Raw genomic sequence first — 17693 nt, forward strand, 5'->3', positions numbered from 1 at the left:
CGGCGGTGGCGAACAGGGCGGATCGGGCTGGCGGTCAGCCGGACGTCCGTGCCGCGGCGAGCAATTCGGCGACCACGCCGGGAACGGCGTCGGCCAGCTCCGCGATGTCGGGCACCAGTTCCTTGCAGGCGATGAAGCCGAAATCGAGTTTGTCGTTGTTCGACAACACGGTCACGGTCAGCCCGGCGCCGTGGAACACCGGCCCGAACGGGTACATCGCGTCCACGCGTATGCCGAGGAAGTACAGCGGCATCGGCGGCCCGGGCACATTGGACACCACCAGGTTGTGCACCACCGGGTGCATTTCGGCCAGCTTCAGCGACGAGTACATGCGTGCCGCGAGCCGGAACGCGTTCGGCGGAGCGTATTTCGACCAGTCCTGCAGGAAATCCGCGCCGATCAGTTCGTGTTCTTCCTTGGCCCCGCGATTGCCCTCGGCCACCGCGCGCAAGCGTTCCACCGGATCGGCGATATCGGTGCCGAGCCGCGCGAAGAGCGTGGACACCTTGTTGATGCCCGCGGTGTGCCGCGTCGAGTCGTGCACGGACACCGGGACGGACGCGATCAGCGATCGATCCGGCAGTTCATCGTGCCGTTCGAGATAGGCGCGCAATGCCCCGGCCACGACGGTCAGCAGCACGTCGTTCACCTTGACCCCGAACGCCGAGCGGATCTCCTTGACGGCGTCGAGCTCGGCATCGATGAACGCGACGGTGCGATGCGGGGTGATGGCCAGGTTGAACGGCGTGCGCGGAGCGGAAAAGGGTATGGCCATGCCGGTCTTGTTGTGTCGGCGGCGCTGGGCGAATCCGGCGACCACGCCGAGGGTTTTCGGCACCATGCCGAGCATGCCCGCTTTGGTCGGGAACTTCACCACCGCCTCCGCCAGCAGGCGCCAGTCGCTCGGCTTCGGTTCGGGGTGCCACTCTTCCTCGGGCACCGGCTTGGTGGCGGTCGGTTCCAGATCGCACAGGTGCATCATCAGATTGGCGCCCGTGATGCCGTCCACGGCGGCGTGGTGGTACTTGCAGATCACCGCCACCTTGCCGTCGTCGAGGCCCTCCACCACGGACATCTCCCAGAGCGGGCGGTCGCGATCCATGGGGCGGCTGGCGATGTCCCCGACCAGCTCGGCGAGTTCGCGGTGTCCGGCGGGTGCGGCGATGGCGATCCTGCGGACGTGGTAGTCGAGGTCGAAATTCTCGTCCTCCACCCAGACGGGATGGTCGAGGTTGAACGGTACCTCGTACACGCGGCGGCGCATCTGCGGAATCAGCGGTAGTCGCCTGCCCAGTTCGGCTTTGAAGGTGTCGAATGAGTAGTCCGCCGACGTCGGATCCAGGATCAGCAGTGCGCAGACGTGGAGGTGCTGGGTCCCGGTTTCCAGGTAGAGGAAGCTGGCATCCAATCCGGTCAATCGTTCCATAGCGAAAGCCTACTAGAACGCGTTCTAGATTTACGGCGCAGACCGGAATGCGGCGAGGTTGCCTCACCATAGAACGCTTTGTGTGTTACCCAAAGTTCTATATATGTGTATGATGCTTGCTACGAGGGCGTAGGAATTGTGCGTCGGCGTGGACGCGTGAGGGATCGAGGAGTACCGATGAAGCTACTTCGCAGGGCTGGGCGACGTCCGGACACCGACCCGGGCCCGGTGGCGCTGCACGCACGCAACGTGCGGTTCGATTGGGCGGGCACGCCCCTGCGCTGGATGCCGGCCGAGCCCATCGCCTCGCACCTGATCAACTCGCTCAATCTGCTGCTGCCCGAAGGTGAGCGCATGTTCTGCGCCGCCTACGCCGAGGCGCTGCCCTACGTGCGGGACGACAGGTTGCGCGAGGCGATGCTCGGCTTCATCGGTCAGGAATCGATGCACGCCGAGACCCACGACAAGGTGCTGCACGAGGTGCTCGCCGCCCACGGCATCGATCCCGAGCCCTATCTGCGGCAGGCCGAGTATCTGTTCCGCCGGACGCTCGGTCCGCGGGATGCCGACGGCGTCGCGCGACGGCAGGTGCTCATCGAGCGGCTGGCGTTCATCGCGTGCCTGGAGCACTTTTTCGCCTATCTCGGCGACTGGGTGCTCAACGCGGATCTGGAACGGTTCGACGCCGACCCCCGCATGGCGGACCTGTTCCGCTGGCACGGCGCCGAGGAGGTCGAGCATCGCCATGTCGCACACGACGTGGCGGTGTACTTCGGCGCCGGTTACCTTCGGCGGGCCGGACTGATGACGCTGGTGTTCCCGATCTTCCTGACCTTGGTGCTGCGCGGCACCAAGTTCCTGGTCCACCAGGACGCCGAGCTACCCGACCTGGGCTATCCGCGATTGCTGGCGCGGGTCTTCGGCGCGATGTGGCGCGGTGCGCTGCCCGGGGTCCCCTCACTGCTGTGGAGTGCGTTGAGCACCTTCAAGCCCGGCTACGACCCGGATTCGGTCGGCTCCACGGCGCAGGCGGTGGCATATCTGGCCAAATCTCCTGCCGCCCAGGCGATGGCCTCGTGACTCTGCGACCCGTTCCCGACCAACTGCCCGCCGACCTGTTCGGCAAGCGTGCTCGCGACCGCACGGTGCGCGTGGTCGACGCGGTGGCCTCCGCGCGGCTGCGCTGGACCACGCTGGTCAACCGGCGCGATCCGCGTCCGAAGGTGGACGACCACCGCCTCGCCTTGGTCGTGACCGAACGGCGGACCGAGGCGCACGATCAGGATGTGGTGAGCCTGCGGCTGGCCGCGGCCGACGGGCGCGTGCTGCCACCGTGGCGGCCCGGCGCCCATCTGGACCTGGAGTTGCGTTCGGGCAGGCTGCGGCAGTATTCGCTGTGCGGCGACCCGGCGGACACTCGCGCCTACCAGATCGCGGTGCGCCGCATCCCTGAAGGCGGCGGTGGTTCGGTGGAGGTGCACGACGCTCTCCCGGTCGGCACGCCGATCGTGGTGCGCGGACCGCGCAACGCGTTCCCGTTCGCCGTGCCCGGACACGGATCTCCGGCTGCTCGTTTGCATTTCGTCGCGGGTGGCATCGGCATCACGCCGATCCTTCCCATGGCTAGGCTGGCGCACCGTCTCGGAATCGAGTGGTCGATGGTGTACACCGGCCGCGCCCGCGACACGCTGCCGTTCCTCGACGAGATCGCGGGATTCGGCGACCGCGTCATCGTGCGCACCGACGACGAACACGGGCTCCCCGACGCCGCCGCCTTGCTGCCCGGCGTCGGACCCGACACCGCGGTCTACTGCTGCGGACCGGTGCCGATGATCACGCTGATCGCCGACGCGGTGCGCGAAATGCCCTATGTCGAACTGCATTCCGAGCGCTTTTCGCCGCCGCCGATCGTGAACGGCACGCCGTTCGAGATCCAATTCGCCTCCACCGGAGAGGTCGTCGAGGTCGCCGCCGACCGTTCCGCACTCGACACCATCCTGGAAACCCGGCCCGACCGGCCGTACTCGTGCAGGCAGGGTTTCTGCCGCACCTGCAAGGTCCGTGTGCTGGCCGGTGCACCGGACCATCGCGACAGCGTGCTCACCGATGCCGAACGCGAGGCGGGCGAGATGCTCGTCTGTGTGTCCCGCGCCGAGGGCGGGCGGCTACTGCTCGATCTGTGACTCGACCCTGAGGCCAGGCGCTCGGCCGTCAGCGGCGCGTAGCGGCGAGTTCGGCCTCGATGGCCTCGACTCGCGCGGCCTCGATGCCCCACGGGTGCTCGACGCCGACCCGGCGATCGAGATCCCACAGCACACATTCCTCGTTCGGGGCCGCCACCAACGACCACGCCACCACGGTGCGGCCGAGCTGCTCGGCCATGGTTCCGTGCGAAACGACCGGCTGACCGTCGCCTTCGGGGAAGTGGTGCAGGAAGCGGCCATAGGCCCGCGCGCAGAAGTCCGCGTAGCGCTTCGTGCACAAGATGAGACCGTGCCACGCCTCGTCGACCGCGTGCGACGGCATGCCGATCACCTTGTCGTCGCGCATGGCGGCGCCGCAGCAGAGCAGCCACTGCCGTAATCCCTTGTCCACCAGTTCCCGCGGCTGCCAGGGACAGGTCTTGTACACGGCGTCGGGCAGTTCCAGCGCGTCGACGGCGGAGCGGACGGTCGCCAGGTCGAGTGCGTGGGATCTGCGGAAACTGAATGACACCACAGTTCACTGTACGTGCGTGCCGGTGGACGCTACCGTTTTGGCATGGCGCTCAGGCCCGGGGGAGGCCGAGCGTGACCACGGAGGGACCGGCTCTGCCGGAAAGGACACGATATGGGCTGGCTCGTCCTGGTTTTCGTTCTGGTGATGCTGGTGCTGATCATCGCGGTCCCGGTCATCGTGGTGGTCGTCGTCCTGCGCGCGCAACGCGACCGGTTCCTGCCGCCGAATGGACCGTGGCGCGTATCCCGGGGCGGAGATCACGACCACAGCGGATCCACCGACCCGTTCTGGGCCGCTGGCGGTGCCGGTCTGATCGGCGGGTACGACTGGGGCCAGCCGAACAGCTGTGGCGGGGGCCAGCACGGTAGTAGTTGCGGCGGAGGAAGCGGCAGCAGCTGCGGCGGGGGTAGCGGTTCCAGCTGTGGTGGCGGTAGTTCCAGCTGTGGCGGGGGGAGCAGTTCCAGCTGCGGCGGTGGCAGCAGTTCCAGCTGCGGCGGCGGGTCCTGACCCCACGAGTTGACCTCAACCTGACTTCAGGTTTCATGCTGTCATCGTTCGCGACGGCAAGGAACGATGGAGGTTGTGTCATGCGGGCTGTGCAGGCCAGTGCGTTCGGTGGACCGGAAGTGCTCGCGGTGCGCGAGCTGCCGGATCCGGTGGCCGGGCCGGGTGAGGTGGTGGTCGACGTGGCGGCCGCCGATGTGATGTTCCTGGACACGCGGCTGCGTGGCGGCTGGGGCACGGACTTCTTCGCGATCGAGCCGCCGTACGTGCCCGGCGGCGCGGTCGGCGGTGTGGTGGCGTCGGTCGGGCCGGATGTCGATCCGGCCTGGGTGGGCAAGCGAGTGTCCACGCCCACGGCGGCCAGCGGTATCGGCGGCGGCTTGCCGATCGGAGGGTACGCCGAGAAAGCGCTGGCCAAGGCGGAAACCTTGACCGCGATTCCCGAGGGGCTGACCACGGCGCAGGCCGTGGCGCTCGCACATGACGGCAGGACCGCGCTCGCGGTGTTCGATCGCGCCGCTGTTCAGCCGGGGGAGTGGGTCTTGATCACCGCGGCGGGCGGCGGCCTCGGCATTCTGCTGATCCAGCTCGCCAGGGCAGCGGGCGCGAACGTCGTCGCGGCCGCGCGAGGCGCCGCGAAGCTGGAGCTCGCCGGGCGCCTCGGCGCGACCGCCGTGGTCGACTACTCCGCGCCGGACTGGGCGGCGAAGGCGCGCGCCGCGACCGGTGGGGCGGGCTTCGACGTGGTGCTCGATGGCGCGGGTGGCGCGCTCGGCGAGGCCGCGGTCACGGCCGCGGCGCAGGGCGGCCGTTTTCTCGGATACGGTGCTGCCGCAGGCGAGTTCGCCTCGTTGGACGGGGAAGCGGCGGCGCGCGGTGTCACCGTCTACGGCCTGTTCGACATCACCGGCGCCGACACCGACTGGCAGGCGCTCGCCGAGCGCGCCCAAGCCGAGGCTGCCGCCGGGCGGCTGGAGGTCGTCATCGGTCAGACGTTCCCGCTGGAAGAGGCCGATCGGGCGCATGCGGCCATCGAGTCGAGGACTGCCGTAGGGCGGACTTTGTTAACGGTGTGAACAATCCTCCCGATCTGGACAATCGATGTAGTGCACAAGCCCGGCGGCGGCGCTAGGGTGCCGGGGTGAACACTCTGCTCATTGTCGGTATCGTCATCGTGGTACTCGGCTTCGTCGTCGCAGTCGTGCACTTCGCCAGTCGTCCGCCGAAGGATGCCGAGCTATGGGACCGCGACGACGCCGATGACTATGAGGTCCACTGGGACGAGAACTACCGCGACGACTGACCCCGCTCGGCCGGGGTCAGCACCACCACCGCGATGGGCCGCTTGGTCAGCTTTTGATAGGCGCTGTAGCGACCTCGATTCACCTTGTCGACGATCGCCCAGCGCCGGGCGTAATCGGGATCATCCGGCAGTGTCGGCCGCGCCCGCACCGCCAGTTTCCGCCGCCCGACCTGGATCTCACACTCCGGTCGCGCCTTCAGATTCGCCAGCCACCCCGGCGGCCGCGGCGAGCCGCCATTGGACGCCGTCACCAGGTAGTCCTCGCCGTCCCGCGCGTACGTCAGCGCCGAGGTCCGGTTCTTGCCGCTCTTGCGCCCCGCGGTCCGCAGCAGCAGCGTCGGATTTCCCATCAGCAGCCGATGCCCCACCAGCCCCCCGGAGTGCTCGTACACCCACTGATGCGCCTTCAACACCTTGATGAACAGACCGGCCATACCTGACCCTCCAGTAAGTTCCCGACATCCAACCCTAACGTCCGACTGGTCCCCACCCCACCCGACCCGGTAGCATCCCCAACGCTTGCGAATTCCTCGCGGCAAGGGGCGGTAGCTCAGTCGGTTAGAGCCGTGGACTCATAATCCATTGGTCGCGGGTTCGAGCCCCGCCCGCCCCACAAATGCTACTTGAGCAGCGGAAACGCTGAAGTCGACAGCCGAGTTGGTCCAGAACAACGCTCCGACAGCAATGTATTTTGCCGGTAAGATCCGGACATGGGGCTGGATCTGGACGACATCCGAGAGCTTGCGGAGGACTTCGCGACGGAGCTGCGTCGCAAGAACCGGAGCAAGCAGACTATCGACGGCTACCTGACGCGGATCAGGTACTTCGCCGCCTACCTTCAGGAGCGCGACCTGCCGACCACGGCGCCGGACATCACCCGCGCCCACATCGGCGGCTACATCGAAGATTTGCTCACGCGGCCCAATCAGCGAACTGGCGAGCCGTTGTCGCCGGAGTATGCGCGGGGTCAGTACCGGTCGCTGCAACAGTTCTTCAAATATCTTGCAGCCGAAAAGATCATCGACGCGAATCCGTTCGACAAGATGAGCCCGCCTTCGGTCCCCGATCAACAAGTGCCCGTACCGAGCATGGATGCGGTGAAGGCGCTCCTCGCAGAGTGCGACGGCACCGACTTCGCCGACCGACGCGACAACGCCATCATCCGGCTGTTCGCCGACACCGGCATGCGGTGCGGCGAACTCGCACCGCTCGAGGTGGACTCGCTGGACTTCAACGAGAACACAGTGCTGGTGATCGGCAAGGGCGGCCGACCGCGCACGTGCCCGTTCGGCGACAAGACCCGAACGGCGCTGCGGAGATATCTCCGCGTGCGTGCGAAGCATCCGGGCGCGAAGAACGACAATCCAGCTCTTTGGCTCGGTTACCGCGGAGTGATGACCGACTCCGGTATCCGCCAGATGCTCGAGCGTCGATGTGACGCGGCCGGCATCGAACGCCTGCATCCTCATCAGCTCCGTCATTTCTTCGCGCATACCTGGCTCGACAGTGGCGGCCAGGAGCAAGACCTCATGATGCTCGCCGGATGGCGGTCGCGTCAGATGCTGTCTCGCTACGGTGCCGCGGTCGCGGACAGCCGAGCGAAAGCAGCGCACCGCCGGGCACGGCTGGGTGACAAGCTGTAGGAGGGTCTGGCCGGTGCAGTCTCCGGGGGCAGCAGCACGTCATTAGGCACGGCGTTACGGTTGCCTGTATGACCGATGACTTCGTTGCGTGGGCTGCACAGCTGGCGCAGGACAACCTCGTCGGGATGTCTCGGCGGTGGCGGCACGTCCAAGGCGTCGCTCGGCGTGCTCAGCAGGCCGTCGACGTTGTTGACGATTCCGACCTCTTGCTGGCTGCCGCGTGGCTGCACGACATCGGCTACGCACCATCGATCCGTAGGACTGGATTCCACCCGGTTGATGGTGCCGAATTTCTGCGGCGTGAGGGTGTGCCGGAGCGCCTGTGCGCTCTCGTCGCCCACCATTCGTGTGCTCGTGTTGAGGCGAATTACCGCAAAATAGAGATCGACTGGCCGGACGAGCAGACAGCACTGCGTGACGCGCTGTGGTGGGCGGATATGACGACGACCCCAACCGGTGAGACGACAGATGTGCTCAGTCGCATTGCCGAGGTCCGTGAGCGGTACGGCCCGGACCATGTCGTATCCAGGTCGTTGGCTGAGGCGGCACCCGAGCTGATCGAAGCAGCCAACCATACCGAGAAGCTACTGCGTGATTGGTCAGACTCCATTGGCTCTCACGTGTAATACGGCCCTGCTGAGGGATTCAGGCCCCGATCTATCCGAAGCGCAATCGAGGGATGGACGTCCAGAGATGAAACATCGCTCGGCGCAACCCATCTGACTTCCTTCGACTCCGAACTGGTTCGGAGTTCGCCGCCAACTGGGTCGGCGCGGAAGCAGATGGAGAACTCTTGGCGCACTTCACCGTCGTCGTACGCAATGACGTGGTCTGGATTCGAGAATATTCCGATGAGGTCGGTTACCCGAACTTCGATCCCGGTTTCTTCTTTGACTTCTCGCATGACCGCCTGCGTGACCGTTTCGCCCGCCTCCAGCCCGCCTCCAGGGATCGAATAGTGATCGTTGTCGGTGCGGTGGATCATCAGGATTCTGCCGTCGGAATCGCGCACAAGAGCACTGACGGCGACCTTGAGACTGTTCGGCGTGGGCGCGTCGGGGTCGTGAAAATAGTCGGTCCGGGCCATGAACGATCACCTTTCGGGGGTCGCGTTCGACCATACGTGCTCGAAGCTGGTCATATACGTCTCGAACATGTCGCCAGCGGGCAGCTGGCGCAGATGAAGCGCTGGGGCATGCGCACCCGGCAGCCCGTAGACGTGCATGTTGACAATCATCTCGTTGTCGAATCGGAACACCGAGTTGTAGAGCGTCGTGTCGTGGTATCGAAGTTCGACGCCGTCGATCTCGGCCAGCGGCTCGATCAGCGCGAGTGCGTTGTTGATACGCGAGGGCACGGTGCCTGCCGCCAGACGTTCCTCGGCGCTCCGCTTGTCGGCTTCGGCCGCAGTCGGGCGACCGAACAGCAGTCGAACCTTCAGTCCGTCGCGTGTCTTCTTGCGCAGGGTTCGTGTGAATTCGGGCTCCTCGGCAAGGAACAAGCCCGCGAGCACGAGGACGTCGAGTTGTTCGCTGGTGCTCGACAGCAGCCGCTTCCACAGGTCGCTTGGAATTGCACTGCGGTGTGGGTAGACCGTCAGGACTTCTGATTGTGCAACCTCGACCTTCCGTTCTGGCGCGAGAGCGTCCGGCCACAAGTAGTTCTCGGTTTCTCCGACTAGCGCGGCGACGGCATGCCGGTGCTTCGGGTAGGGCACGCGGCCCTTCGTGATCCACCGTTCGACGGTCTTCGGCTCCACACCGGCCTTGTCCGCGACGTCCGGGATGTCGAGGCCAGCCTGCTGCATCGCATTGCGAAGGCGTTCGTTCGCCATTTCGCCTCCAATATCAGGGACGTCTAGGGACTTCTTCAACGGTACCTGAGACGTCTGGACAAGTCCACCTATGCGGTGCTTACGCCCGAAGTTTCCGCGAAAAGTGGGGAACTGCAACGCATTTCCCACTTTTAGAAGGAGCGGGCATTGATGGACAAGGCTTCTACTGAGGCCCGGAATCTGATCAGCCTCAAGACCGCGGCGGCGCTCGTCGACGTCGACACGAAGACGATTCGAAACTGGATCGCGGCCGGTGATCTCAACGGCTTCAGGGTGAACGGACGCTTGCTGCGGGTCGAGCGTGACGAGCTGCTGGCGCTGATTCGGCCCGCCGCGACCGTCATCAACGGCGGTGTGGCATGAGCACCCCGGTCGAGCGGACATTGCAGGCGCGGATCGCGGCGCACGAGTCCTGGGCGAAGACTTCCGATCGCGCGGCGCGCACTGCGAAGGCGCGGGCGGCGATGGCAAGCAAGTTCGACCGCATTGTCGACCCGGATGGGCTGTTGAGCCCGGAGGAGCGGGCCTACCGCGCTGATCAGGCTCGGAAGGCTCATTACACGCGGCTCGCGTTGAAGTCTGCGCAGGTCCGCCGCCGTCGCGGTCGTAGCCGCAAGGGCGGTGAGTTCTGATGCGGGCGCGGACGTTCATTCTTGCGGTCGCCGCTACCGCGGTCGGCTACCTCGTGCTGACGGCGCCTGAGGTTGTCGGTTTCACGGTGATGCTGCTGGGCGCGATCGCGTTCTGGCGGTCGTCGAGGCGCTGGAAGGTCCGGCGATGAGCGCGCCGTGGCGGCAGGACCCGCCTGTTCAGGGCTACACGGTCACGCATTTCGACCGCCGTGGTGGTCACAACCCGTTGCATTCGATGGCTGGTCCGGAGTTCACCGGGACCAGTGCGGTGTTCGCCCCGTTGGGGTTGTTGCCGCCGATGGTGCGGCTGGCCGCGTTCGGTGTGCTGCTGCTCATCGGGATGGGCGGGTGCACCGCGGCGTGGATCGATCAGCAGGACTATGTGCCGTCGCCGAACATCTGCCGCCCGCTCGACGCGGGGGTTCCGGCGGAGCCAGCGGGGTCGTGTGTGCCGCGGTCGCAATTGCGCGAGGGGGTGGCGCGGTGAGCGCGCCGGACCGTCGCCGCGAGCGTGCCGAGTTGGAGGCGGAGGAAGCCCGGTTGGACCTCGTTCACGGGGTGTTGGTCGACATGGCGTTCGCCGCTGGTGACGCATCGGAGACGAAGGACTACTGCGACAACGAGTTCGAGATGTCGAGGATGCGGCACGCGGGGGACACCGGCACGCAGGTGCACGCCGAGTGGGCCGCGGTGTGGAACCGAGTACTCGACTACCGCCACGATCCGGCGACGGCGGCGAAGATCCGCGCCGAGATCACAGCTGACTGGGACCATCCGCGGCGGGGGCGCTCCCGCGGGATCGAGCGTTCGCGATGAGCCGGTTTCACGATCCGGATGGCAAGCGGTTCGGTCTGCCGACGTGGCCGTGGGGTTTGGCGCCGCAGCATTTGCGGACCCGTCGCCAGCTCGCCCGTGAGGGCAAGAGCCCTGGTGGTGAGTACGAGGCGCAGGTGCTGCGGGCTCGGGGTGGGTCGCGGGGGCCGTTGAAGGCGCACTTGTACGACGCGGAATCGGCGGTGCCGAAGCGAGTTTCGAGTGAGGCGCAGCTGGAGGCATTGCAGCTGGCGCGGTGGACGCGCTCGGCGATGGCCGCGGAGCGGCGAGGGGTGGATGCGACGGAGATGCGCGAGTTCATCGCGCAGGCCCGCGCCGACATCGCCGAGCGTCGCCGCGCGGCCGGTCACAGCCGCGGCTCGCGGCAGGGAAGGGAGCGAACCCGATGAACCCCAACAAGGAGAGTCACGGGGCGGATCTCGACGAGTCCATCACCGCGTTGCGCGCCTCGGGAATGGGCTACCAGAAGATCGCCCGCACCCTGGGCATCCGTGCCCGTCGGGTGGAGGTGACGCTCGGGGAGGTCACGCGGTTGCACGGTCGCGGGCTCAGTCAGGCCGAGATCGGGCGTCGAGTTGGCCTGCCTCGCACCACCGTTCAGGCTCTGATCCCTGACCGGCCGCAGCGGTCGACAACGCGGAAGACGTCGGTGTTGGCGGCGTTGTCGGAGATGAATGGGATGCAGCGGGACACGTTGGGCTGGTTCCTGGGGATGGAGCGCAACCACGTGTACGCGCTGGTCGCCGACCTCGTCCGCGACGGCGACGTGTACGAGCCCGAAGAGGTTCAGGCGGGTGAGAAGTGGGTGGTGCCCACCCGCGTGACCGCGGCTCGCTTCTTGGGTTGGCGGCCCAGTGATTGGCGTCCGCGGTTGGCGCTGGCCGAGCACTACCGGGCGGTGGCGCAGGCGCGGGTGATGTTGGTCGGTTCCGATCCGCAGCTGTGGGTGTCGGAGCGGGTGCTGCGCCATCGTGTGCAGTCTGCCGAGGGCGGACCGCGGTCGAACACCCCGGTGCCGGTGTCGACTGGCCGCGAGCCCCGTCTGGGCCGCACCCATATCCACGACGGGCGGTTTCTCGGTGTTCGGGAGGGTGTCCACGGTTGGTGGGCGCTGGAGGTCGAGCTGTCCAAGAAGCAGCCGGAACACATGGACATCGCGTTGCGGGGCGCGATCCGCGCCGCCCGTGACAGCGACGTCGAACCGATGGTCGGCGTGCTCTACCTGTGCCGGTCCCGAGCGGTCCGCGACAACGTCAACGCCGCTTCCGATCGGCTGCCAGACCAGGAGTTCGGACGGCTGGAACTGCATCTGGTGGTCAGCGATTTCGACGCGGAATGGGCCGCGTGGCTCAAGAAGTACGCGCAGTTGCGCGAGTCCAGCAAGGCGGCGAGCCCGAATCGTCGGCGCCGCAACCTCATTCATCTCTCCCAGCAGGAAGCATCATGAGCAACTGCCAGCCGATCATCACTCCCCAGGACTGCGACCCAACCGGCAGCGCGCAAGCCCCCACGACCGGCCAGCCGCCCGCGCCGCCAGTGGAGCCGGGTGCCGGTAGCGGCCCGCTGGTGCCGCAGGCGCCGCCGATCCGCCACGTCGAAGGCTGGGATCTGCCGACGCTGGACTTGTCCGCGGTCGGTGACGCGGCCTCGACAGCGACGGTGTGCGGTGTCGTGATCGTGGCGATGCTGGTCATGATCGTGGCCGTCGCGGCGCGCTGGCCGTTTGCGCCGCACCGGTTGCGCAACTTCGCGATCGGGTCGCTGCTGCTGCCCGCGGCGTCGGCGATGGCCGGCGGATCGTGGATCACCCCGGCTTCCCTGTTGTGGTCGGGTGCGGCACGGGTCGCCGACGGCGACATGGGCGGGCTGCGCACGATGGTCCTGCTCGGTGCCCCGGTGGCCGCGCTGGCGGCGACGTACTGGTGGGCGTCGTTCGTGCACAAGACCAACACCGTCGGGTTGAAGAACCTGGGCCGCACCGAGCGGGTGCAGGCGGCGCTCGCGGCACGGCAGTTCGCCGGGGCCGCCCGCGCCGCGCGGTCGGTCGGTGCCCCGTTCACCACAACGGACGGGATCGTGCTGGGACCGCTGGCGGACCGGCGTTCGGCGAAACCTCTCGGTGTGTGGTCGGAGCTGACCGCGCGGCATCAGGCGTGGATGGTGGTGCCGCACAAGGAAGCGCGCCGCCAGATGGCCGCGTTCGGCACGACCGGGACGGGCAAGACGGAGCTGCTCAAGCGGTACGCGATCGGGATGCTCGAATACGAGTGGAACGCCTGGCAGCGGTGGAAGGACGTGCCGGGCATGCGCGGCAAGCACCCACGCCCGCTGCTGGTGGTCGTGTCCTGCAAGGGCGGCAACGACGACAAGGTCTTAGGCCACGAGTTGCGCGAGATCGCCCAGCGCCGCGGTATCGCCGCCGACCGCATCGCCGAGGTTCCCCACGGCGCCCGCCTGAACGTGTGGGCAATGCGCGCCCGCGACCAGCGCGCCGTACTCGGCGACATGCTCAACGCCGGACAGGCGTCGACCTCCGAGGGCCAGCACTTCGACGAGCTGCGCCGCCGCATCGTCTCGCTCGTCGTCGACGCTCCGGCCGGGCCACCCCGGTCGAGCCGAGAGTTCCTGCAGCGCCTGAATCCCGAGACTCTGCTGGATCTGTGGGGCAACGCTCCGGACGTGAAGCGGATGGTCGAAGCCCTCCAGTCGGAGAAGGTCGACCAGCTCGCCGACATGCTGATCAAGGCATCCAACCTGTTCGACAGCCTCCAGGGTGAGGACGGGCGGATGGTGTTCGACGGCGGCGTCGACCTCGACGACCTCGACGTGCTGTATGTGACCGTGCCCGGCCTGGACAAGGACGCCGCCCGCGCCCAGGTCGCCGCCATCCTGCGGATGCTGATGCAGCGCGCCGCCCGCACCGCCAAGGACCAGCGCCGCAGCGTCACCCTGATCATCGACGAGCTGAGCGCACTCACCACCGGCCAGGGCTCGATCGGGCTGGAAGAGGTGTGCGAGCGAGGCCGCTCCCAAGGCGTGAGCGTGCTGTTCGCCGCCCAGAGCCCCGAGGGTGTCGCCGGGGATCAGTGGGCGCTCGACCGGATCTTGAAGTCCTGTGCGGGCGGGGTGCTGCTCGGCTACGTCGAGAACGCCGGAGAACTGTGCAAGCACTTCGGGTCGGTCCGGCACATGCTGCCATCGCGGCACCTGATCAAGGGCCAGCGCACCGGCGACGAAGGTCAGGTGTCGGTCGGTGAGAAGTGGCTGGTCGACCCCGACCGCGTCCGCCAGTTCGACACCGGCCAATTCGTCTACGCCAAGGCCGGCCGCGCCCAATTCGGGCACGTCGTGCCCGTCGACCCCGCCACCGTGCGCCCCCTGCCCGGCACCACCAGCGCCGAACCCGAGGCCGAGACCGTCACCGCCGACGCGACCGCCTGGCCCTCCCATTTCTCCGAAACCGATTGAAAGGCAACCCCATGCGCATCATCCGACCTCACGACGACAACGACGACAACGAGGGCCAGCGGCGGCCCGACCCTGCTGCGACTCCGACCGATCCCGCGATCGCGGGTGAGTTGTTCGCCGACGAAGTCGAGGACTGGCTGGCTGGCATCGCCGACCTCGACACCGCCCCAACCGCAACCCCCGCGCAGACCGAACGACCCGCCGCCGACACCAAGCCGGTGCGCCGGGCCGCGCTGACCGTCGTGCCCGACCTCGACGACGAGCCCGCCGAGCAGGCCGCCGACGCGGTGGCGCCGGTCCCGGCGCGGTCACGCGCGCAGACCGCGCGGCGCACCGCGGCAGGGTCCGCCGTTGTGGTCGGCGCAGCCGTGACCGCCGGGTGGGGTGAGGGGCCGCTGGTGGTCGGTCCGCTGGCCGTCTACGGCGGCGCGTGGGTGGCCTACCTGTGGTGGAACGCCGCCCACCGCCCGCCCCTGCCGCAGGCCATCAGCACCGTCACCGCCGGTATCAGCCACGCCGTCGCCGCCGTCGCGACCGCCCTCGTCGGGCTGCTGCGAGCCCTGGTCGAGCGCATCGACCGCGCCCGCGCCCAGCACGAGACCAACCTCCCCACCACGACCACCCCCGCCCAGTGACCAACCACAAGGAAGGAAAACCGTTGAGCACCAACCGAACCCCCGACGACCCGATCCGCACCGCGCCGGTTGATCTGTACGAGCGCCTGCACAGCGTCGACGACCGGCTTTTCCAGCTGCGCCGCGAGATCAGCGAGATCCGGCGCGAGTACGCCGCCCTGCGCCGCCACCCCGACGCGTTGGCGGTCGACAACCTCGGCGACCCGCTCGACCCCGCCGACGCCGCCCTCGGCGCGGAAACCGCGCTGGCGATGGCCGACGAGAAGTTGGACGCCGCCGACATCTGGCTGTCTCGCGCCCGCGGCCGGTACGCGACCCGCCTCAAGCTCACCGACGCCGCTGCCGACGAACTCGACCGCCGACGCAACCGCGTCGAGCGCACCCGATGAACACCGAAAACACCCACCACTGAGAGGAATCCACCGCAATGACCGACCGTAGCCCGGAAGACGAGATGATCGCCGAGGCCCGCAAGTTCGCGCGATCGCTGCCGGAACTGACCCGCCTGCACGCCCAGGCCCGCAACTTCCTGGAGCGCCGCAAGATCCGCAAGCAGATCAGCCGGACGCTGCGCGAGCAGCGCCGCGAGGCCGAGGTGATGCGCAAGCATCAGCTGACCTGGACCAGCCAGGCGATCGACCGCTACCGCGTACACGTCCAAACGGTCGCCGCCCGCGCGAACGACCCCCGCGTGGACCATGACCGGCGCGCCCGCGACGCTCACGCGCTGGCCGAGCACCGCAACCGCTTGGCCCGCGGCTTCATCGGCAACGCGCACCTGACCCGCACCGAGCAGGGCATAGCCCTCGACGGGTTGGACTCGGCGACGATCTTCCCGCATTTCCGGGTCGGCAACCTCTTCGCCAAAGCGCACAAGGTCCGCGGCATCGATGCACTGCGCTACCGCGCCCACGTCGCTCGTGAGACGGTCAACGCCCGCCAGCGCGCCGAGGTGGAGCATGAGCAGGACTGGCAGCAAAGCCTGGACGCCGCGCGCCGCGCCAACGCCGAGGAGTCGCTGCTCGCACGTATCGACGCCGCCCAAGACCATCGCCACCGCTACACCGCGCAAATGACGTGGACCGATCCTGATGGCGGGAAGCTGACCGAATCCCGCTCGTTCGCCACCGAGCACAGCGCCACCAGCTGGTTGCAGCGCAACATCAGCGGCACGTCGTGGTCGGACGGCACCACTCTGGCGGTCGAGACCCGCGACACCCTCAACGCCGCGAAGCAGTACGTCGACTACGGTCGCCCCGAGAGCGTCGCCGGGCAGCTCGCCGACCGGGAGGCCGTGCTGCGGGAGCGGACGCTGTCCGGACAGGTTCACCACGAGCAGGCCGAACATGCCGCCCGGCAGCGCGAGAACACCGACCGCGAACGCCCACCCGACACCGCCGGCGTCGACCGGCTGGCGCAGGTGGAGCGCCAGTTGAACGACATGGCCGCCGACCGGGACCGGCTGGAAAACCGGGTCGGGACGCTGCAACGTGGCCTGGACTCGGTCACCGCCGACCGCGACGAGATCCGCCGCAAACTCGACTCCGCCGAGGGACACATCGAGGCGCTGAAGAACCGTAATCTGCGCCTGGCTGCCGAGATCGGCGAGTTGCGGGACCGTCCGGGTGTCGAGCAGCTCACCGCCGAGCGTGACCAGTTCAAACAGGAACGCGACGAAGCGGTGCGCAAACTCGTGCAGTCCACGCCCGAACACGAGCGCTACGGCAACCGCCAGCGCAGCACCGGCACCGGCAACGGCGCGGCGCCGACCGCGGAGCCGGGGCGGCAGTCGGGCGACACCGGCCCGGTGGGCAAGCGCGCCAGCTACCTGCACGACCTCACCGGAACCGGCCGCGAGCAGGCCGGTCCGGACACCCAGTCCTGGCCACGGCCGGACCGGAACGGCGACGGCCGCAACGGCATCGAGCGGAGCCGGTGATGGAACGCGAGCACGAGGAAGCTATGCGCGCCGAGTTCGCCCGCTACACCCAGCTGGGTGAGGACATGTACCAGCCGGGCACTACCGATGCCGAGCTGGACCGCATCACCGCGCAGCGCCGCGAGACAGATCAGCGGTGGGGCGAAGGGCCGCACGCCGAGCACTGGAGCTACCTGACCGACGCCTACGAGGACTGGCGGCAGGCGCCGGACACCATGTTCCGGTTCCTCGACAACATCGACCACAGCGGCGGCGATGGGGTCACCGACCTCCAGAACCGCAGTCTGCGCCAGGCCGGGCAACTGGCCGGTCGAGACAGCGAGAAAGTCCGCGACGCCGCCCGCCGCTACATCGACCGCGCCACCTCCCAGCAGTCAACCCCCCGAGCGGGCCGCGGACAGGTCGGGCGGGGGCGGTGAGCATGCACATCGAGCACGAGGAAGCGATGCGCGAAGCGTTCGCTGAAGTTGACCGGCTGTCGCGGCTGCGGGACCGGCCGGGCGCCAGTGAGTCGGAGATTCACAGCCTGTACGCCCAGCAAGAAGCTATCGACCAGGGGTGGCGCAATGGGCCGCATCCGGGGGAGTGGAAGTACCTGAAGGACGTGCACGACTTGTGGTCGCGCTCGCCCAGTTCCGTGCGGCGGATGTTGTCCTTGCCGGGCGTCGATTCGTTGGACGGGGTGCAGCGGCGCAGTATCGAGCAGGCCCGCATCCTCACCGCCGCTCAACGGCCGGAGATCGAGCGGGGGCGGTGA

24 protein-coding genes and 1 tRNA gene are annotated in these 17693 nt (G+C 67.9%); 20 read left to right on the top strand and 5 right to left on the bottom strand.

Annotated elements, in window-relative coordinates; all coding sequences use genetic code 11:
* Positions 1–34: 34 nt before the first annotated feature.
* Positions 35–1426 carry a WS/DGAT/MGAT family O-acyltransferase gene (locus ON34_RS07610; protein WP_040776032.1) on the bottom strand — a complete coding sequence of 464 codons (1392 nt, stop codon included), beginning with the start codon at positions 1424–1426 and terminating at the stop codon, positions 35–37.
* A gap of 177 nt (positions 1427–1603) precedes the next feature.
* Here ON34_RS07610 and ON34_RS07615 point away from each other — a divergent pair, with 177 nt between their 5' ends.
* On the top strand, positions 1604–2506 hold the full coding sequence (locus tag ON34_RS07615; protein WP_040776034.1) for a metal-dependent hydrolase: 903 nt from the start codon (positions 1604–1606) through the stop codon (positions 2504–2506).
* The gene (locus ON34_RS07620) at positions 2503–3609 is read left to right on the top strand and encodes a PDR/VanB family oxidoreductase (protein WP_040776035.1); all 1107 of its coding nucleotides are present in this window, start codon (positions 2503–2505) and stop codon (positions 3607–3609) included. Before ON34_RS07615 ends, ON34_RS07620 begins: the two co-directional genes overlap by 4 nt.
* A gap of 28 nt (positions 3610–3637) precedes the next feature.
* Here ON34_RS07620 and ON34_RS07625 read toward each other — a convergent pair whose 3' ends face one another.
* Positions 3638–4144, bottom strand: a complete 507-nt coding sequence (locus tag ON34_RS07625) for a UCP032817 domain-containing protein (protein ID WP_040776037.1) — start codon at positions 4142–4144, stop codon at positions 3638–3640.
* Positions 4145–4731: 587 nt separating this feature from the next.
* Here ON34_RS07625 and ON34_RS07630 point away from each other — a divergent pair.
* Entirely contained in the window at positions 4732–5724 is a 993-nt protein-coding gene (locus ON34_RS07630; protein WP_040776039.1) for a zinc-binding dehydrogenase, read from the top strand.
* Between the two features lie 65 nt (positions 5725–5789).
* Positions 5790–5951 carry a hypothetical protein gene (locus ON34_RS35825; protein ID WP_157172200.1) on the top strand — a complete coding sequence of 54 codons (162 nt, stop codon included), beginning with the start codon at positions 5790–5792 and terminating at the stop codon, positions 5949–5951.
* Here the strand turns inward: ON34_RS35825 and ON34_RS07635 are convergent.
* Positions 5936–6385 carry a nitroreductase family deazaflavin-dependent oxidoreductase gene (locus ON34_RS07635; RefSeq protein WP_040776041.1) on the bottom strand — a complete coding sequence of 150 codons (450 nt, stop codon included), beginning with the start codon at positions 6383–6385 and terminating at the stop codon, positions 5936–5938. The two genes, ON34_RS35825 and ON34_RS07635, sit on opposite strands and share 16 nt — an antisense overlap.
* A gap of 105 nt (positions 6386–6490) precedes the next feature.
* Here ON34_RS07635 and ON34_RS07640 point away from each other — a divergent pair.
* The 3 genes from ON34_RS07640 (at position 6491) to ON34_RS07650 (ending at position 8220) form a co-directional block, all read left to right on the top strand.
* Positions 6491–6564, top strand: a tRNA-Ile gene (locus tag ON34_RS07640).
* Positions 6565–6661: 97 nt separating this feature from the next.
* Positions 6662–7594 carry a tyrosine-type recombinase/integrase gene (locus tag ON34_RS07645; protein WP_040776042.1) on the top strand — a complete coding sequence of 311 codons (933 nt, stop codon included), beginning with the start codon at positions 6662–6664 and terminating at the stop codon, positions 7592–7594.
* Between the two features lie 68 nt (positions 7595–7662).
* Positions 7663–8220 (top strand): HD domain-containing protein, encoded by a 558-nt coding sequence (locus tag ON34_RS07650; protein ID WP_040776044.1) that lies wholly within the window; start codon positions 7663–7665, stop codon positions 8218–8220.
* Here ON34_RS07650 and ON34_RS07655 read toward each other — a convergent pair.
* On the bottom strand, positions 8211–8681 hold the full coding sequence (locus ON34_RS07655; RefSeq protein ID WP_040776046.1) for an NUDIX hydrolase: 471 nt from the start codon (positions 8679–8681) through the stop codon (positions 8211–8213). The two genes, ON34_RS07650 and ON34_RS07655, sit on opposite strands and share 10 nt — an antisense overlap.
* A gap of 6 nt (positions 8682–8687) precedes the next feature.
* Entirely contained in the window at positions 8688–9428 is a 741-nt protein-coding gene (locus tag ON34_RS07660; RefSeq protein ID WP_040776047.1) for a helix-turn-helix domain-containing protein, read from the bottom strand.
* A 150-nt stretch (positions 9429–9578) separates the two neighbouring features.
* On the opposite strand from ON34_RS07660, the gene ON34_RS07665 reads away from it, so the two are divergent.
* From ON34_RS07665 to ON34_RS07720, 13 genes are read left to right on the top strand one after another with little or no spacing between them, the layout of a single operon-like run.
* A complete protein-coding gene (locus ON34_RS07665; RefSeq protein ID WP_040776049.1) occupies positions 9579–9791 on the top strand; it encodes a helix-turn-helix domain-containing protein in 213 nt (70 codons plus the stop codon).
* Complete coding sequence (locus ON34_RS07670) at positions 9788–10060, top strand: hypothetical protein (protein WP_051022245.1); 273 nt, start codon at positions 9788–9790, stop codon at positions 10058–10060. The genes ON34_RS07665 and ON34_RS07670 overlap by 4 nt, the downstream gene beginning before the upstream one ends.
* Positions 10060–10209 carry a hypothetical protein gene (locus ON34_RS35830; RefSeq protein WP_157172201.1) on the top strand — a complete coding sequence of 50 codons (150 nt, stop codon included), beginning with the start codon at positions 10060–10062 and terminating at the stop codon, positions 10207–10209. The genes ON34_RS07670 and ON34_RS35830 overlap by 1 nt, the downstream gene beginning before the upstream one ends.
* Complete coding sequence (locus tag ON34_RS07675; protein WP_040776050.1) at positions 10206–10547, top strand: hypothetical protein; 342 nt, start codon at positions 10206–10208, stop codon at positions 10545–10547. Before ON34_RS35830 ends, ON34_RS07675 begins: the two co-directional genes overlap by 4 nt.
* Complete coding sequence (locus ON34_RS07680) at positions 10544–10876, top strand: hypothetical protein (RefSeq protein ID WP_040776052.1); 333 nt, start codon at positions 10544–10546, stop codon at positions 10874–10876. Before ON34_RS07675 ends, ON34_RS07680 begins: the two co-directional genes overlap by 4 nt.
* Positions 10873–11283 (top strand): RRQRL motif-containing zinc-binding protein, encoded by a 411-nt coding sequence (locus tag ON34_RS07685; protein ID WP_051022246.1) that lies wholly within the window; start codon positions 10873–10875, stop codon positions 11281–11283. The genes ON34_RS07680 and ON34_RS07685 overlap by 4 nt, the downstream gene beginning before the upstream one ends.
* Positions 11280–12341 carry a hypothetical protein gene (locus tag ON34_RS07690; RefSeq protein WP_040776054.1) on the top strand — a complete coding sequence of 354 codons (1062 nt, stop codon included), beginning with the start codon at positions 11280–11282 and terminating at the stop codon, positions 12339–12341. The genes ON34_RS07685 and ON34_RS07690 overlap by 4 nt, the downstream gene beginning before the upstream one ends.
* On the top strand, positions 12338–14362 hold the full coding sequence (locus tag ON34_RS07695; protein ID WP_157172202.1) for a type IV secretory system conjugative DNA transfer family protein: 2025 nt from the start codon (positions 12338–12340) through the stop codon (positions 14360–14362). The genes ON34_RS07690 and ON34_RS07695 overlap by 4 nt, the downstream gene beginning before the upstream one ends.
* 11 nt (positions 14363–14373) lie before the next feature.
* A complete protein-coding gene (locus ON34_RS07700) occupies positions 14374–14997 on the top strand; it encodes a hypothetical protein (protein WP_040776057.1) in 624 nt (207 codons plus the stop codon).
* A gap of 23 nt (positions 14998–15020) precedes the next feature.
* Positions 15021–15386, top strand: coding sequence for a hypothetical protein (locus tag ON34_RS07705; RefSeq protein ID WP_157172203.1), 366 nt, complete (start codon positions 15021–15023; stop codon positions 15384–15386).
* A 38-nt stretch (positions 15387–15424) separates the two neighbouring features.
* Positions 15425–16936, top strand: a complete 1512-nt coding sequence (locus ON34_RS07710; RefSeq protein ID WP_040776061.1) for a GumC domain-containing protein — start codon at positions 15425–15427, stop codon at positions 16934–16936.
* Positions 16936–17355, top strand: coding sequence for a hypothetical protein (locus tag ON34_RS07715; RefSeq protein ID WP_040776062.1), 420 nt, complete (start codon positions 16936–16938; stop codon positions 17353–17355). Before ON34_RS07710 ends, ON34_RS07715 begins: the two co-directional genes overlap by 1 nt.
* Entirely contained in the window at positions 17352–17693 is a 342-nt protein-coding gene (locus ON34_RS07720; RefSeq protein ID WP_169333850.1) for a hypothetical protein, read from the top strand. Before ON34_RS07715 ends, ON34_RS07720 begins: the two co-directional genes overlap by 4 nt.

It is taken from the genome of Nocardia pneumoniae NBRC 100136 (assembly GCF_000308755.1).
GTDB classification, from domain to species: domain Bacteria; phylum Actinomycetota; class Actinomycetes; order Mycobacteriales; family Mycobacteriaceae; genus Nocardia; species Nocardia pneumoniae.